This window comes from Streptomyces sp. NPDC020747, assembly GCF_044334695.1.
Lineage (GTDB): Bacteria > Actinomycetota > Actinomycetes > Streptomycetales > Streptomycetaceae > Streptomyces.
In genome coordinates this window covers 341,675-357,413 of the sequence record NZ_JBIRTJ010000007.1, presented here as the reverse complement: position 1 = coordinate 357,413, position 15,739 = coordinate 341,675, and the positions used below count along the sequence as shown (strand labels likewise).

Below are 15,739 nucleotides of genomic sequence, written 5' to 3'. Positions count from 1 at the left end.
ACGACCGGCATCGGCGCGGCGCCCCCTCCTGTGCGAGGGGTTTTTTCATTTCCTGAGCCGCTGGCAGAGACGATCGATGGAGCTTTGAGGATCATGAGCGAGACGAACAACGCTGCCGCCTCCGAGGTGGCCGCGCCGCACCGCTACACGGCCGTCATGGCCGAGCAGATCGAGGCACGCTGGCAGGACTTCTGGGACGCCGACGGCACGTACGAGGCGCCCAACCCGAAGGGCGACCTGGCCGGAGACCCCTCGCTGGTCGCCAAGCCCAAGAAGTTCATCATGGACATGTTCCCGTACCCCTCCGGTGCGGGCCTGCACGTCGGTCACCCCCTGGGCTACATCGCCACCGATGTATCCGCCCGGTATCAGCGCATGACCGGCCACAACGTCCTGCACACCCTGGGCTTCGACGCCTTCGGCCTGCCCGCCGAGCAGTACGCCGTGCAGACCGGCACGCACCCGCGGGTGTCCACCGAGGCCAACATCGAGAACATGAAGATCCAGCTGCGCCGGCTGGGCCTGGGCCACGACAGGCGCCGGTCGTTCGCGACGATCGACCCGGACTACTACAAGTGGACCCAGTGGATCTTCCTGCAGATCTTCAACTCCTGGTACGACGACGAGGCGGACAAGGCCCGTCCGATCGCCGACCTGGTCGCACAGTTCCAGACCGGTGAGCGCGCCGCACCCGGTGGACGCTCCTGGAGCGAGCTGACCGATGTCGAGCGCGCCGACATCCTGAGCGAGTACCGCCTGGCCTACGCCTCCGAAGCGCCTGTCAACTGGTGCCCCGGGCTGGGCACCGTCCTGGCCAACGAGGAGGTCACCGCCGACGGCCGCTCCGAGCGCGGCAACTTCCCCGTCTTCAAGGCCAAACTGCGCCAGTGGAACATGCGGATCACCGCGTACGCCGACCGCCTGCTGGACGACCTGGACGCGCTGGACTGGCCCGAGGCCATCAAGCTGCAGCAGCGCAACTGGATCGGCCGCTCCGAGGGCGCCCGCGTCGACTTCCCCGTGGACGGCGAGGCCATCACGGTCTTCACCACCCGCCCCGACACCCTGTTCGGCGCGAGCTACATGGTCCTGGCGCCCGAACACCCGCTGGTCGAGAAGTTCACCCCGGCCGCCTGGCCCGAGGGCACCCACGACGCCTGGACGGGCGGTCACGCCACGCCCGCCGAGGCCGTCGCCGCCTACCGCGCGCAGGCCGCCTCCAAGTCCGACGTGGAGCGGCAGGCCGAGGCCAAGGACAAGACCGGCGTCTTCATCGGCTCGTACGCGACCAACCCGGTCAACGGCGAGCGGATCCCCGTCTTCATCGCCGACTACGTTCTGATGGGCTACGGCACCGGCGCGATCATGGCCGTACCGGCGGGCGACCAGCGCGACTTCGAGTTCGCGCGTGCCTTCGAGCTGCCGATCCACTGCATCGTCGAGCCGACCGACGGCCGCGGCACCGACACGTCGACGTGGGAGAGCGCTTTCGGGGCGCACGACGCGAAGATCATCAACTCCGCCAACGACGACATCTCACTGGACGGCATGGGCGTTGCCGACGCAAAGGCGCGCATCACCGAGTGGATGGAGCGCAAGGGCATCGGCCACGGCACCGTCAACTTCCGGCTGCGCGACTGGCTGTTCAGCCGCCAGCGCTACTGGGGCGAGCCCTTCCCGATCGTCTACGACGAGGACGGCATCGCCCACCCGCTGCCCGAGTCGATGCTGCCCCTGGAACTGCCCGAGGTCGAGGACTACTCGCCGCGCACCTTCGACCCGGACGACGCGAACACGTCCCCGGAGACCCCGCTGTCCCGCAACGAGGACTGGGTCGACGTCACGCTGGACCTGGGCGACGGCCGCGGTCCGCGCAAGTACCGCCGCGAGACCAACACCATGCCCAACTGGGCCGGTTCCTGCTGGTACGAGCTGCGCTACCTGGACCCGCACAACTCCGAGAAGCTGGTCGACCCGGAGATCGAGCAGTACTGGATGGGCCCGCGCGAGGGCCAGCCGCACGGCGGCGTCGACCTGTACGTCGGCGGCGCCGAGCACGCCGTGCTGCACCTGCTGTACGCGCGCTTCTGGTCCAAGGTCCTGTTCGACCTGGGGCACGTCTCGTCGGTCGAGCCGTTCCACAAGCTGTACAACCAGGGCATGATCCAGGCCTTCGTGTACCGCGACAGCCGTGGCATCGCCGTACCGGCCGCCGAGGTGGAGGAGCGCGACGGCGCGTACTTCTACCAGGGCGAGAAGGTCTCCCGGCTGCTGGGCAAGATGGGCAAGTCCCTGAAGAACGCGGTCACTCCGGACGAGATCTGCACCGAGTACGGGGCGGACACGCTGCGTCTGTACGAGATGGCGATGGGGCCCCTGGACGTGTCGCGGCCGTGGGACACGCGCGCGGTGGTGGGCCAGTTCCGGCTGCTGCAGCGGCTGTGGCGCAACGTGGTCGACGAGGCGACCGGTGAGGTCACCGTCGTCGACACCGAGCCGGACGAGCAGGCGCTGCGCGCCCTGCACAAGGCGATCGACGGCGTGCGCCAGGACCTGGAGGGCATGCGTTTCAACACCGCCATCGCCAAGGTCACCGAGCTGAACAACCATCTGACCAAGGTGGGCGGTCCGGTCTCACGCACGGTCGCCGAGTCGCTGGTGCTGCTGGTCGCGCCGCTGGCCCCGCACATCGCCGAGGAGCTGTGGCGCAAGCTGGGCCACACGGACTCCGTCGTCCACCGGGACTTCCCGGTCGCCGACCCGGCGTACGTCGTGGACGAGACCGTGACCTGCGTCGTGCAGATCAAGGGCAAGGTCAAGGCACGCCTGGAGGTCTCCCCGTCGATCTCGGACGAGGAGCTGGAGAAGGTGGCGCTGAGCGACGAGAAGGTGGTCGCGGCGCTGCACGGGGCGGGCATCCGCAAGGTGATCGTGCGTGCGCCGAAGCTGGTGAACATCGTTCCCGCGTAGACGGTGGCCCGAGCGGGCCGGGGGTAGGCCGGGGGTGGTTCCCCTTGTCGGGGTAGTCCCCTACGGGCAGGTTGGGGGTTCCGCTGGAACCCTCGGCCTGCCTTTTCCGTTTACCGTGGAAGAGCCGCCGGCGCCGCCGGGCACTGGAAGCAGCACCCGAGAGGATCGTCATGGAAGCCGTGGTCGCAATCGTGGCGCTGATCTTCGTGCTGTTCGTGGCGCTGGGGGCGTATGCCACCGTGAAGGTGGTCGGCGCGGCCAAGCGCGGCGTGGACCGCACCGTCGCACAGGCCCGCCGCACGGTGGAGGACTCCACGCTCAGGGCGAAGACCTTCGCCCAGCCGGGCCCCCAGGGCGAGGTCGCCCAACTGCGCCTCTCCTTGCGCACGTCGATGCGTGCCACCCAGGACGCGCTGCACGCGGGCGTGACGGAGGACGAGTCGCTGAAGGAGTCCCTGGCGCTCTTCGAGCGGCTCAGCGCTCATGGCCACGAGCTGGACGGCGAGCTGAAGCGGCTGGAGCGCGAGCCGGACAGGACCCGCCTCACCGAGCGCCTTCCCTCACTTCGGGAGCGCACGGAGCGGATAACGAAGTCGGCGGACGCCCTGCGCTGGGCGGCCCGCGACCGTGCGCAGCGCTTCGGGAACGACGACCTGGACTCGCTGAGCACTCAGATCGACATGGAGGCGGGCGCGCTGCGGCACTGGACGACGGAGCCGGCTCCTACGGGGACATCAGCGGATCCGTCTTCCGCGGGGTCGGCCGGTCCGTCCGCGGGGGTGCCCGGCTCCTCTGCGGGGCGATCGGGTTCTTCCGCAGGGATGCCCGGTCCGTCCGCGGGGGTGCCCGGTTCGGCGTCCACGCGGACGCCGGAGCCGGCTGTGGCACAGACGCCGCCCCCGGCCCCGTGGCCCGAGGCACCGCCCGTCCCCGCCGATCAGCAGACCTGGCCGGAGAGCCGCGAGTCACGCAGGGCCGAGGAGCCCACCCGGGCCGCGATCGACCCGCCCGTGCAGCGACAGGCCTACCCTTGGGAGAAGAAGCCCCGCCCCGAGAGCACGACTTGATCCCGCCTGCCCGGCCGCAGGTGGGAGGGGCCGGACTGCCGCCCACGCTCACTGACAGGTAACCTCCAGCTCATGTCCCGCCATGTCGCGATCGTCACCGATTCAACGGCCTACCTGCCGCCACGGACGATGGAGCGCCACGGCATCACCGCGGTGCCCCTGACCGTGGTCCTCGGCGACCAGGCACTCGAAGAGGGCACCGAGATCTCGGCCCGTTCACTGGCCCAGGCGCTGCAGAAGCGACGGTCCGTCACCACCTCCCGGCCCAGCCCCGAGGTGTTCGCCGAGGTCTACCGCAGGGTCGCCGCGTCCGGCGCGACCGGCATCGTCTCGCTGCATCTGTCGGCGGAGTTCTCTGGCACGTACGACGCGGCTGTCCTGGCCGCGTGCGAGGCGCCGGTGCCCGTGCGGGTGGTGGACACCGGGATGGTCGCCATGGCCCTCGGCTTCTGCGCGCTGGCCGCGGCCGAGTCCGCCGAGGCGGGCGGCACGGTCGACGAGGCGGTCACCGCGGCGGAGAAACGGGCCGCGGGTACGTATGCCTACTTCTACGTGGACACCCTCGACTATCTGCGCCGCGGCGGCCGGATCGGGGCGGCGCAGGCGCTGCTCGGGTCGGCGCTGGCCGTGAAACCGCTGCTGCAGCTGGACGGCGGGCGCATCGAGCTCCTGGAGAAGGTGCGGACCGCGGCCAAGGCGATCGCCCGCCTGGAGGAGATCGTGGCCGAGCGGGCGGGGAGCGCGCAGGTCGACATCGCGGTCCACCATCTCGCCGCGCCCGAGCGGGCGGCGGCCCTCGCGGAGCGGTTGCGGGTTCGGGTCCCGGGGCTGGCCGAGCTGCATGTGAGCGAGGTCGGGGCGGTGATCGGGGCGCACACGGGGCCCGGGTTGCTCGGGGCGGTCGTATCGCCTCGGTGAGGTCCGGTCGGTGAGTCCGGGTCGGTAAGTCTGGATCGGTAAGTCTGGATCGGTGAGGTCGGGTCGGTAAGCCCGGGTCGGTGAGGTCGGGCTGACTCGTGTGGGTGACGGAGTTATCCACAACTGGGCGGTAATCCCCGGGAATTGAGCAAGATCATCGCGGCGGGGCGGTTGTGCCCGATTCTCGTCGCATGGCACTTCGATCACCTTCACGGACAGCGGCAGCAACCAGCGGGCCGGGCCGAGGCCCGGTCTCCGACAGTCGTACGCGACACCGCCGCCATCACCGCTATCGCGGCAGGTCCCGGCGCCGAGAAGCCTCCGCGGAGGCGCTGCGCCTGCGCGCGGAGACCCTCTTCGCCGAACGGACGAGAGCGCGCGGGGAGTTGAGGCACGGTCCGCCGGTGGTGTCGGGGCGGCGGCAGGGGCAGCCGGGGTGGAGTCGTGGCGGCAGCGGTGTGGTCGCCGGTGTCGCCACCGATCTCGGAACTGGTGTTGGGAGCGGTGCTGGAACTGGCGCTGGAACTGGTGCCGGGGTCGACGTGGAGATGGACGCGGTTGGGGACCGAGCCCGAGCGGGGGCGGAGTTCGAGGCCGAGTTCGAGGCCGAGCCCGGGGCTGCGGCCGGAGCCGGAGCCGGAGCCGGAGCCGGAGCCGGAGCCGGAGCCGGAGCCGGAGCCGGAGCCGGAGCCGGAGCCGGAGCGGGGGCGGGGGCGGGGCCGGCGTGGCGGGAGCGGACCGGGCTCGCCGTCCGGGAGCGGATGCCCTTGTGGCTGCAGTCCAGGTGTGGGCTGGAGCGGAGGGGCGTGGTCGCGCTCACGGTGGTTCTCGTGGTCGCGGCCGTCTTCGCCGCGCAGCACTTCTGGTCGGGGCGGACCCAGCCGGTACGGGCACCTGAAGTGGTGCGGGCCGTGGGTTCGTTCGAGGGAGAGGGCGGGCAGGAGGCGGCGCCGGGATCGTCCGCCGCAGCACGGGACCCCGTGGGCGTGGCCGGTACGGCTGGTGCTGCCGGTGCGGCTGCCGGCGCTGTGGTCGTGGTGGATGTCAGTGGCAAGGTGCGGGAGCCCGGTCTCCAGCGGTTGCCGGCCGGTTCCCGGGTCGCCGATGCCCTCCGGGCGGCAGGTGGGGTGCGTCCAGGCACGGACACCGAGGGCCTCAACCGAGCGCGGTTGCTCGTGGACGGTGAGCAGGTGGTGGTCGGAGGGCCTCCGGCCGTCGCCGGGCCCGGTGCGGCGGCGGGCGGTCCTGGGGCCGTGGGCTCCGGCGGAGCCGCCGCGGGGGCTGCCGCCGCTCCGGTCGGCCTCAACACGGCCACGCTGGAACAGCTGGACACCCTGCCCGGTGTCGGCCCCGTACTCGCCCAGCACATCATCGACTACCGCACCCAGCACGGCGGCTTCCGCTCGGTCGACGAACTCCGTGAGGTGAACGGAATCGGCGACCGCCGTTTCGCCGATCTGCAGAATCTCGTACGGCCATGAGGGGCCCGGAGACGCACGGTCGGGCGGGGCCGGTAGGGGCGGTAGGGCCTGGAGCGCGGCAGGCTTCCCGGGCGCCCGGCCCGGCGAACAGCGCTCAGCGGTCCGGCGACCGCCGCCCGGGCGTACACGCCACGTCCGGCAATCCGCTCGGCGCCGCGCACCCTCGCCAAGAGGCGCCGACGGATCTGCGGTTGGTGCCGCCGGCGCTGGCGGCGTGGGCGACGGCGGCGTTGACGCTGGACGCGTCGGCAGGGTGGGTCACCGGCGTGGTGATCGTCTGCGTGGTCGTGGCCGGTGGGTTGTTGGCCACCCACCGCAGCCGCCCGAGCGGTGAGCCGCGGCCGCATCATCGGCCGGAGCCGGAGCCGGAGCCGGAGCCGGAGCCGGAGCCGGAGCGAGGGGATGTGCCGCGAGGCGGTTCGTGGCGAGGCCGGTGGCGTTCGTGGCCGAAGGTCTCCGTCGCCGCCGTGTTGCTCTGTGTCGCGGCGGCGGCTGCCTCGGGCGGTCTGCACGGCGCGGATCTGCGGCGTGGACCCGTTCCGGAGCTGGCGCGGCAGTACGCCCAGGTGACCGCCGAGGCGGAGGTCACCTCGGACCCACGGCTGACACGCCCGCGGATCAAGGGCAACCACGCGGCTCCGACCGCCATCCTGCTCAACGCAGAGGTCAGACGGGTCGAGAAGCCGGACGGGACGGTGGCGGAAACACGAACGCCGGTGCTGCTGATCGTGGACGCGGGCGGACGGGCCGTCCGTGAGCGTCAGGGCTCGCCCTGGCTCTCCCTTCTGCCCTCCACGAGAGTGCGCGTGACGGCGCGGGTCGTGCCCCCGCTCGGGGACGGTGACCGGATCGCGGCGGTGCTGCGTGTGCGCGGCAGCGGCCCGCCGCGAGTGGTCGGGCAGCCGTCGGACACTCAGCGGTTCGCCGGAGAGCTGCGAGGCGGGCTGCGGGCGGCGACCGACGGGCTGGAGCCGGACCCGCGGGCGCTGTTGCCGGGCCTGGTGGTGGGGGACACCTCACGGATCACGCCGGAGCTGGACGAGGCGTTCAAGGCGACGGATCTCACACACATCCTGGCGGTGAGCGGCGCCAACTTCACGATCCTGCTCGCCCTGCTCATCGGGCCACCCGGCCGTGCCCAGCAGGCGGAGCGCCGAGGGCTGGCACCGAGACTCGGCATCCCACTGCGGGCGACCGCCCTGGCAGGCGGGGCGCTCACGCTCGGCTTCGTCATCGTGTGCCGACCGGATCCGAGCGTGCTGCGAGCCGCGGCCTGCGGATCGATCGCGCTGCTCGCCATCGCGACCGGCCGCCGCCGGTCACTGATCCCGGCGCTGGCCACGGCGGTTCTGGTGCTCGTGCTGTACGACCCCTGGCTCGCGCGGAGTTACGGGTTCCTGCTCTCCGTGCTCGCCACCGGAGCCCTGCTCACGCTGGCCCCGCGGTGGAGTTCCGCGCTGCGGAGGCGTGGGGTGCCGCCGCGGCTGGCCGAGGCGTTGGCGGCCGCGGGGGCCGCGCAGGCGGTGTGCGCGCCGGTGGTCGCCGTCCTCTCGGCCCGGGTGAGCCTGGTGGCGGTGCCGTGCAATCTGCTGGTGGAGTTCGCGGTCGCGCCGGCCACGGTGCTGGGCTTCGCGACCCTGGCCACGGCTCCCTGGGCGATGCCGGTCGCCAAGGCACTGGCGTGGTGCGCGAGTTGGCCCGCCGGATGGATCGCGGACATCGCCCGTGCGGGGGCCGCGCTGCCGGGCGGAGGGGTGGACTGGCCGGGCAGCTGGACGGGCGCGCTGCTGCTGGCCCTGGTGATCGCCGTTGTGGTGCTGGTCGGCCGCAGGCTCCTGAGACACCCCTGGCTCAGCGCGGCCTGTGGAGTGCTCCTTCTGCTCGTGATGGTGCAGCCACCTCCTCTCACACGGGTGATCACGGGGTGGCCGCCGCCCGGCTGGCGGTTCGCGATGTGTGATGTGGGACAGGGGGACGCGACGGTGCTCGCGGCGGGCGACGGCACCGGTGTCGTGGTCGACGCGGGACCGGACCCGACGCTGGCCGACCGGTGCCTGCGCGCGCTCGGCATCACACGGATTCCGCTCGTCGTGCTGACCCACTTCCACGCGGACCACGTCGCCGGGTTGCCGGGGGTGCTGCGCGGGCGATCGGTGGGCGCGATCGAGACGACGGGCTTCGAAGAGCCGCTGGACCAGGCGGAGTCCGTCCACCGGCAGGCGGCGGCCCGGCGGATCCCGGTGACGCGGGCGGTGGCGGGGGAGCGGCGTCGCACGGGTGCGCTCGACTGGCAGGTCCTGTGGCCGCCACCGGAGCGGGCCCCGGGACCCGAGGGCCCGAACGACGCGAGCGTCACCCTGCTCGTACGGTCGGCGGGGCTGTCGCTGCTGATGCTCGGAGACCTCGAACCACCGGCACAACAGGCACTGTTGAGATCACCGGCCGGCGCCGCCCTGGGCAACGTGGACGTGCTCAAGGTCGCCCACCACGGGTCGGCCTACCAGGACCCGGACCTCATACGCCGGGTGGCACCGCGCCTCGCCCTGATCTCCTGCGGCGCCGACAACCCGTACGGGCACCCGGCGCCGAGCACGGTGGCGGCGCTGCGGGCCGGGGGCGCGGAGGTGCTGCGTACGGACGAGGACGGGGCGGTCGCCGTGGCCGGAGGCGGTGAGCGCCTGCTGGTGGCGGGAGACTGAGGGTATGAAACCCGCACAGGCTGATGCCTACCTCCGCCGTATCGGCGCCGCACACCCCGCCTGGCCCACCGCCGACGTACTGCGTGAGCTCCAGTTGCGGCACCTGTTGACCGTGCCGTTCGAGAACCTGTCGATCCATCTCGGCGAGGAGATCGTGCTGGAGGAGGAGCGGCTGCTGGACAAACTGGTGGGTTCCCGGAGGGGCGGTTTCTGTTACGAACTGAACGGGGCGTTCGGGATGTTGCTCGGGGCACTGGGCTTCGATGTGACATTGCTCGCGGCGCGCGTGTACGGGGAGGAGGGGCGACTGGGGGTTCCGTTCGACCATCTCGCGCTGCGGGTGCGGACGGTGGACGGGGGTGACTGGCTCGTCGACGTCGGCTTCGGGGCGAACAGCCACTATCCGCTGGCGTTCGGGGAGCGGGGCGAGCAGACGGATCCGGGCGGCGCGTTCCGGGTGATCGTGGCCGGAGCGGATCCGGCGGGGGTGCGAGGGAACGACAGGCGGTTCGGGGACCTGGACGTCGTGCGGGACGGCAGGTCGCAGTACCGGCTGGAGACCCGGCCGCGGGTGCTCGGGGACTGTGTGGCCGGGGCCTGGTGGCACAGCACCTCGCCGGCCTCGCACTTCACGCAGTCGCTCGTCTGCTCGCGGCTCACCGAGGACAGCGGGCGCATCACGCTCAGTGGGCGCACGCTCACGGTCACGGACCCCGACGGCGGAAAGGAACGATCGGATCTGGCCACGGACGAGGAGGTGCTGGCGGCGTATCGGGAGCGGTTCGGGATCGAGCTGGAGAGCGTCCCGGTTGTCAGAAACGGCTAATTCCGGGGGGAAAACATAAACGGAGCTGCCAATTCGGGCTACTCGTGCGTAGTCCCAGCACATGTGCTGGATTCCTGCGATGTGGTCGTCTGTTGCCTCGAAAGTCGCATCAGTGGTCGAATACCTCCTCGGCAACGGTGATTTCACAACGTTCGTGTCGCGCGGGGGTGGGTCGCAGATGGTCGGCAGCTGGCTGGGGAACCGTTCGAATCGTTCCAATCGAACGCAACGGGCGGATCGTGGCGCCGCGGTGCGGATGCCGGCCGGGGCCGGAGTGCTCAGCTGCCGGGTGTTGGATCCGGTCAACCAGCCGGTGTCGCATGCCGAGTTCGTGGTCACGGACACGGCGGGGCGAAAAGTGGTCGGCGGGGGGCTGGATCCGTTCGGGTCGTTCACGGTGACGGTGCCGGCGGGCGAGTACCGGCTCGCGGTGTCGGCCGAGGGGTACGCCCCGTTCCGGGCGAACGCCAGGGTGGAGGAGGACGCGCTGGCCTCGCTCGGCGAAGTGACGTTGCACGTCGCCCGGCCGCCCGCACTGCCACGGCCGGGGGACTGGGAGATCGAGCCGACGCACTCCACGATCGGGTTCACCGCCCGGCACATCGGGCTGGCCAAGGTGCGTGGCAGGTTCAACACGTTCGCGGGGGTGATCCGGCTGGCCGAGCGTGCCGAGCAGTCGGCCATGCATGTGGTGATCGACGCGTCGTCCATCGACACGAACGTGAAGATGCGGGACGACCATCTGAGGTCCGCGGACTTCCTTGACGTCGACCGGTTTCCGACGCTGGAGTTCTACAGTGACCGGTTCGCGCACCGGGGTGGCAGCCGGTGGGCGGTCACCGGGGCGCTGTCGCTGCACGGGGTGACGCGGACGGTCACGCTCGACATGGAGTATCTCGGCGTCGGCAACGGCATGGAGGGCGAGGTGCGGGCGGCCTGCCGGGCCAGCACCGAACTGCGCCGCGACGACTTCACGGTGAGCTGGCAGACGATGCTCGCCCGGGGGATCGCCGTGGTCGGCCCGAGCATCACGGTCGACCTGGACGTACAGATCGTGCCCAAGGGCTGACGGCACTGGCGGGGCTGACGGGGCTGGCGGGACTGACAGGGCTGTCCGACGGTCTGACGGGTCTGTCTCGGATGACCGGTCTGACCTGGTGTTCTGCCGGCCGCCCGCCCCCGGCGCGGAGTGTCGTCCGCGTACCGGAAAATGGCTGGGTGAGCGATGTGAGACATGTACTGGTCCTGCCCGACCGCGATGCCGCGCACGAGGCGGCGGAGGCGCTCGGGGAGCGGTTCGCACTCGACGAGGAGCCGCAGCTCGTACGGGACGCCCTGGCCGGCGAGGACGACGCCGAGGACGCGCAGTGGCTGCTGGTCCTGCGGGACTCGGACGGGCGGCTCGATGCGGGGGAACTGGACGCGTTCGCGGGGGAGTGGGACGGGTGGCGCGAGGAGCCGTAGGCCGCCGTAGCGGGTGAAGGCGGCCCGTACAGCGTGGGCCCACCGCCAGGGCTGTCGGCCACCCGTGAAGGTTGGCCTGGTCCACGACTGTTGGCCACCGCGTGATCGTTCGGCTTGTCCGGCGGGCGTCGGTCAGTGCATGACCGTTGGCTCGTCCCATGGCCGGCGGCGCTCCGCGTGGCCGGTGACCTTCCGCGGGATCGGGATCGGTGGCCCTTCGCGTGGCTGGCGGCCCTCCGCCCGGACGGAGGCCCCTCCGTGCGGCCGTAGGCCTACCGCACGGCCGCGTCCGCCCGCCAGGCGCCGATGCCTCCTACGGCCGTTGCTCGCCCGCCGAGCCGCCGGTACACCTGCGGGCGTCGGGGCGCCCCCGGCCGCCGGTCCGCCCCTGGGCCGCCGGTCCACCTCACGGGCGGAGTCCGTTGTCAGTGGTGCGTGGGATGCTTGGGCGCGATGGCCAGGAACTCTGCACAGGACAACCCGCTCGCCCCCGTCACGATCGCCGTCGGGCAGGAGGACCTCCTGCTCGACCGCGCCGTGCGGGAGGTGGTGGTCGCCGCGCGGGCCGCCGACGCGGACACGGATGTACGGGACCTCACGTCGGACCAGTTGCAGCCGGGCACGCTCGCCGAGCTGACCAGTCCGTCGCTCTTCGCGGAGCGCAAGGTCGTCGTGGTGCGCAACGCCCAGGATCTGTCGGCCGACACGATCAAGGACGTGAAGGCGTATCTGGGCGCCCCCGCCGAGGAGATCACGCTCGTGCTGTTGCACGCGGGGGCGGCCAAGGGCAAGGGGCTGCTCGATGCCGCGCGCAAGGTGGGTGCGCGGGAGGTCGCCTGCCCCAAGATGACGAAGCCGGCGGATCGGCTGGCCTTCACCCGGAACGAGTTCCGGGTGCTGGGGCGGTCCGCCACGCCTGAGGCCTGCCAGGCCCTTGTCGACTCCATCGGGAGCGATCTGCGGGAGCTGGCGTCCGCCGTGACGCAGCTTGTCTCGGACATCGAGGGGACGATCGACGAGGCCGTCGTCGGCCGGTACTACACGGGCCGGGCCGAGGCTTCCAGCTTCACGGTGGCGGATCGGGCGGTCGAGGGGCGGGCGGCGGAGGCGTTGGAGGCTCTGCGGTGGTCTCTGTCGACCGGGGTCGCGCCTGTGATGATCACCAGTGCGTTGGCACAGGGGGTGCGGGCCATCGGGAAGCTGTCGTCGGCTCGTGGGGGGCGGCCCGCTGACCTTGCTCGGGAGCTGGGGATGCCGCCGTGGAAGATCGATCGGGTTCGGCAGCAGATGCGGGGGTGGACTCCGGACGGGGTTTCCGTTGCGCTTCGGGCGGTCGCGGAGGCCGATGCGGGGGTCAAGGGTGGCGGTGATGATCCCGAGTACGCCCTTGAGAAGGCCGTCGTCGCCATTGCCCGGGCGGCTCGCGCGCGGCGCGGCTAGCTGCCGCCAGGCGTTTTCTCGCCCCCGCCGCCCCTACCCTCCCCCACTCTCGGCTTCGCTCGAGCGGGGGGACCCCCACCGTCCCTTTCTGGGGGCTGCCGCCCCCAGGCCCCCGTATCGCGCTGACGCGCTCGTCCTCAAACGCCGGACGGGCTGAAAGTGCTGGCCGGGGCTGAAAATGTCGGCCAAAGCGCGCCAGAGCATGGGCCGAGTCCGTCACACCCCCGCAGCGCACCCCCGGCCTCCCAAGGCGCACGCCAAAGGCCCCGGCCCTCCCCCTGGGGAAGGGGGAGCAGCCGGGGCCTCGGTTTGTGCTGGGGACTCGTACCCGCGTGGCGAACGCAGTCGCGTACGAGTCGGGGTGCCGGTCGGGAGCGGATGAGAGAGGGCCCGCTCAGGTCCTTCCGGCGGTCAAATCAAGTGAGTTCAGCCCTTGAGGGTGGAGACCTTGGAAGCAAGCGCCGACTTCTTGTTGGCGGCCTGGTTCTTGTGGATGACGCCCTTCGAGACAGCCTTGTCCAGCTTGCGCGAAGCCTCGCGCGCGGCCTCCGTGGCCTTCTCGACGTCACCCGCGGCAGCAGCCTCACGGGCCTTGCGGATCGCGGTCTTCAGCGAAGACTTGACGGCCTTGTTGCGCAGCCGAGCCTTCTCGTTGGTCTTGATCCGCTTGATCTGGGACTTGATGTTCGCCACGAATGAGCCTTCTCAGGTTCTGGCACGCGAGAAACGAGAACGGGAAACGAAACACGCCCCACCCACACGCCTCACGCGCCGTTTGGTTTCTTGAGGTTGTGCCTCCTGCAGAGAGGGCATGAGACACAGCTGTTCAGGCTACCAGTCACCGCACGAGTGGCCCAAACCGGTCGCACGCCCCCGCCCGTGGGACCATGGAGCCTACGTATCGATCCGACCCGAGGCGACAGGCGCCTCAAGAGACAGGACCCTGCGTGCCCGCGACCCCTAACAATGTGCCCGAGCCGAGCCGTACCGCCCCGGCGCTGCTCCGTAATTTCTGCATCATCGCGCACATCGACCACGGCAAGTCCACGCTCGCCGACCGCATGCTCCAGCTGACCGGAGTGGTCGATGTGCGTCAGATGCGCGCTCAGTACCTCGACCGCATGGACATCGAGCGCGAGCGCGGCATCACGATCAAGTCCCAGGCGGTGCGGCTGCCCTGGGCCCCGACCGAGGATCCGGGCAGGACCCACATCCTCAACATGATCGACACCCCCGGGCACGTGGACTTCACGTATGAGGTGTCCCGGTCGCTCGCCGCCTGCGAGGGGACCGTTCTCCTCGTCGACGCGGCCCAGGGCATCGAGGCGCAGACTCTCGCCAACCTCTACCTGGCGATGGAGAACGACCTCAAGATCATCCCCGTACTGAACAAGATCGATCTGCCGGCCGCCCAGCCCGAGAAGTTCTCCGAGGAGCTCGCCAACCTCATCGGCTGTCAGCCCGAGGACGTGCTCAAGGTCTCGGCGAAGACCGGCATCGGCGTGGACGCGCTCCTGGACCGGGTCGTCCGTGACGTTCCGGCCCCGGTCGGCGTCAAGGACGCCCCCGCCCGCGCGATGATCTTCGACTCGGTCTACGACTCCTACCGGGGCGTGGTCACGTACGTCCGTGTCATCGACGGGCAGCTCAACAAGCGCGAGCGCATCAAGATGATGTCGACCGGCGCCACCCACGAGCTCCTTGAGATCGGCGTCTCGTCCCCCGAGATGACGCCGGCCGACGGCATCGGCGTCGGCGAGGTGGGCTACATCATCACCGGTGTGAAGGACGTCCGTCAGTCCAAGGTCGGTGACACGATCACCAGCAAGGACAAGGGCGCCACCGAGGCCCTCGGCGGGTACAAGGACCCCAAGCCGATGGTCTTCTCGGGTCTGTATCCGCTGGACGGTTCCGACTACCCCGACCTCCGCGAGGCGCTGGACAAGCTCCAGCTCAACGACGCCGCCCTGGTCTACGAGCCGGAGACCTCCGCGGCGCTGGGCTTCGGTTTCCGTGTCGGCTTCCTGGGGCTGCTGCACCTCGACGTCATCCGTGAGCGGCTGGAGCGCGAGTTCAACCTCGAACTCATCGCCACCGCGCCCAACGTGGTCTACCGCGTGATCATGGAGGACGGGAAGGAGCACACGGTCACCAACCCGAGCGAGTTCCCCGAGGGCAAGATCGACAAGGTCTTCGAGCCGGTCGTCCGGGCCACGATCCTCGCTCCCAGCGAGTTCATCGGCTCGATCATGGAGCTCTGCCAGACCCGCCGCGGCACCCTCCTCGGGATGGACTACCTCTCCGAGGACCGCGTCGAGATCCGCTACACGCTCCCCCTCGCCGAGATCGTCTTCGACTTCTTCGACAACCTGAAGTCCAAGACCCGCGGGTACGCCTCCCTGGACTACGAGCCCACCGGCGAGCAGGACGCCTCGCTGGTCAAGGTCGACATCCTGCTGCACGGCGACCGCGTCGACGCCTTCTCCGCCGTCACGCACAAGGACGCGGCGTACGCGTACGGGGTGCGGCTCGTCGCCAAGCTGCGCGAGCTCATCCCGCGCCAGGCCTTCGAGATCCCCATCCAGGCGGCCATCGGATCCCGGGTCATCGCCCGCGAGACGATCCGCGCCATCCGAAAGGATGTCCTCGCCAAGTGCTACGGCGGTGACATCTCGCGTAAGCGGAAGCTGCTGGAGAAGCAGAAGGAAGGCAAGAAGCGGATGAAGATGGTGGGCTCTGTGGAGGTTCCGCAAGAGGCCTTCATCGCCGTTCTGTCCAGCGACGACGCCGCCGGCTCGGGCAAGGGCAAGAAGTAGCCGCCGGCCCTGTCAACCGCAGGCCGCGGAATCACGGGCCCGTCGCGCTTCCGCGCGG

Annotated in this window: 11 protein-coding genes; 10 read left to right on the top strand and 1 reads right to left on the bottom strand. The window is 70.8% G+C overall.

Going from position 1 to position 15,739, the window contains the following annotated elements; genetic code table 11:
- Positions 1 to 93 precede the first annotated feature (93 nt).
- From leuS to holA, 9 genes are all read left to right on the top strand, one after another.
- Complete coding sequence (gene leuS, locus ACH4YP_RS21040) at positions 94 to 2,970, top strand: leucine--tRNA ligase (protein WP_398491726.1); 2,877 nt, start codon at positions 94 to 96, stop codon at positions 2,968 to 2,970.
- Positions 2,971 to 3,140: 170 nt separating this feature from the next.
- Entirely contained in the window at positions 3,141 to 4,037 is an 897-nt protein-coding gene (locus ACH4YP_RS21035) for a hypothetical protein (protein ID WP_398491724.1), read from the top strand.
- A gap of 72 nt (positions 4,038 to 4,109) precedes the next feature.
- Positions 4,110 to 4,955, top strand: coding sequence for a DegV family protein (locus ACH4YP_RS21030; RefSeq protein ID WP_398491722.1), 846 nt, complete (start codon positions 4,110 to 4,112; stop codon positions 4,953 to 4,955).
- A gap of 548 nt (positions 4,956 to 5,503) precedes the next feature.
- Positions 5,504 to 6,436: a helix-hairpin-helix domain-containing protein gene (locus ACH4YP_RS21025; RefSeq protein WP_398491720.1), complete on the top strand. Its 933-nt coding sequence runs from the start codon at positions 5,504 to 5,506 to the stop codon at positions 6,434 to 6,436.
- Positions 6,433 to 9,135, top strand: a complete 2,703-nt coding sequence (locus ACH4YP_RS21020) for a ComEC/Rec2 family competence protein (protein ID WP_398491718.1) — start codon at positions 6,433 to 6,435, stop codon at positions 9,133 to 9,135. The genes ACH4YP_RS21025 and ACH4YP_RS21020 overlap by 4 nt, the downstream gene beginning before the upstream one ends.
- Positions 9,136 to 9,139: 4 nt before the next feature.
- Entirely contained in the window at positions 9,140 to 9,961 is an 822-nt protein-coding gene (locus ACH4YP_RS21015) for an arylamine N-acetyltransferase (protein ID WP_361059345.1), read from the top strand.
- Between the two features lie 178 nt (positions 9,962 to 10,139).
- Entirely contained in the window at positions 10,140 to 11,030 is an 891-nt protein-coding gene (locus ACH4YP_RS21010; RefSeq protein WP_361059347.1) for a YceI family protein, read from the top strand.
- A gap of 149 nt (positions 11,031 to 11,179) precedes the next feature.
- Positions 11,180 to 11,425: a hypothetical protein gene (locus ACH4YP_RS21005; RefSeq protein ID WP_055610569.1), complete on the top strand. Its 246-nt coding sequence runs from the start codon at positions 11,180 to 11,182 to the stop codon at positions 11,423 to 11,425.
- A gap of 453 nt (positions 11,426 to 11,878) precedes the next feature.
- On the top strand, positions 11,879 to 12,865 hold the full coding sequence (holA, locus tag ACH4YP_RS21000; protein ID WP_361059349.1) for a DNA polymerase III subunit delta: 987 nt from the start codon (positions 11,879 to 11,881) through the stop codon (positions 12,863 to 12,865).
- Between the two features lie 426 nt (positions 12,866 to 13,291).
- Here holA and rpsT read toward each other — a convergent pair whose 3' ends face one another.
- A complete protein-coding gene (rpsT, locus tag ACH4YP_RS20995; protein WP_055615123.1) occupies positions 13,292 to 13,558 on the bottom strand; it encodes a 30S ribosomal protein S20 in 267 nt (88 codons plus the stop codon).
- Positions 13,559 to 13,812: 254 nt separating this feature from the next.
- Between rpsT and lepA the strand changes: the two genes are divergently transcribed.
- Positions 13,813 to 15,681, top strand: a complete 1,869-nt coding sequence (gene lepA, locus ACH4YP_RS20990; RefSeq protein WP_361069661.1) for a translation elongation factor 4 — start codon at positions 13,813 to 13,815, stop codon at positions 15,679 to 15,681.
- Positions 15,682 to 15,739 lie beyond the last annotated feature (58 nt).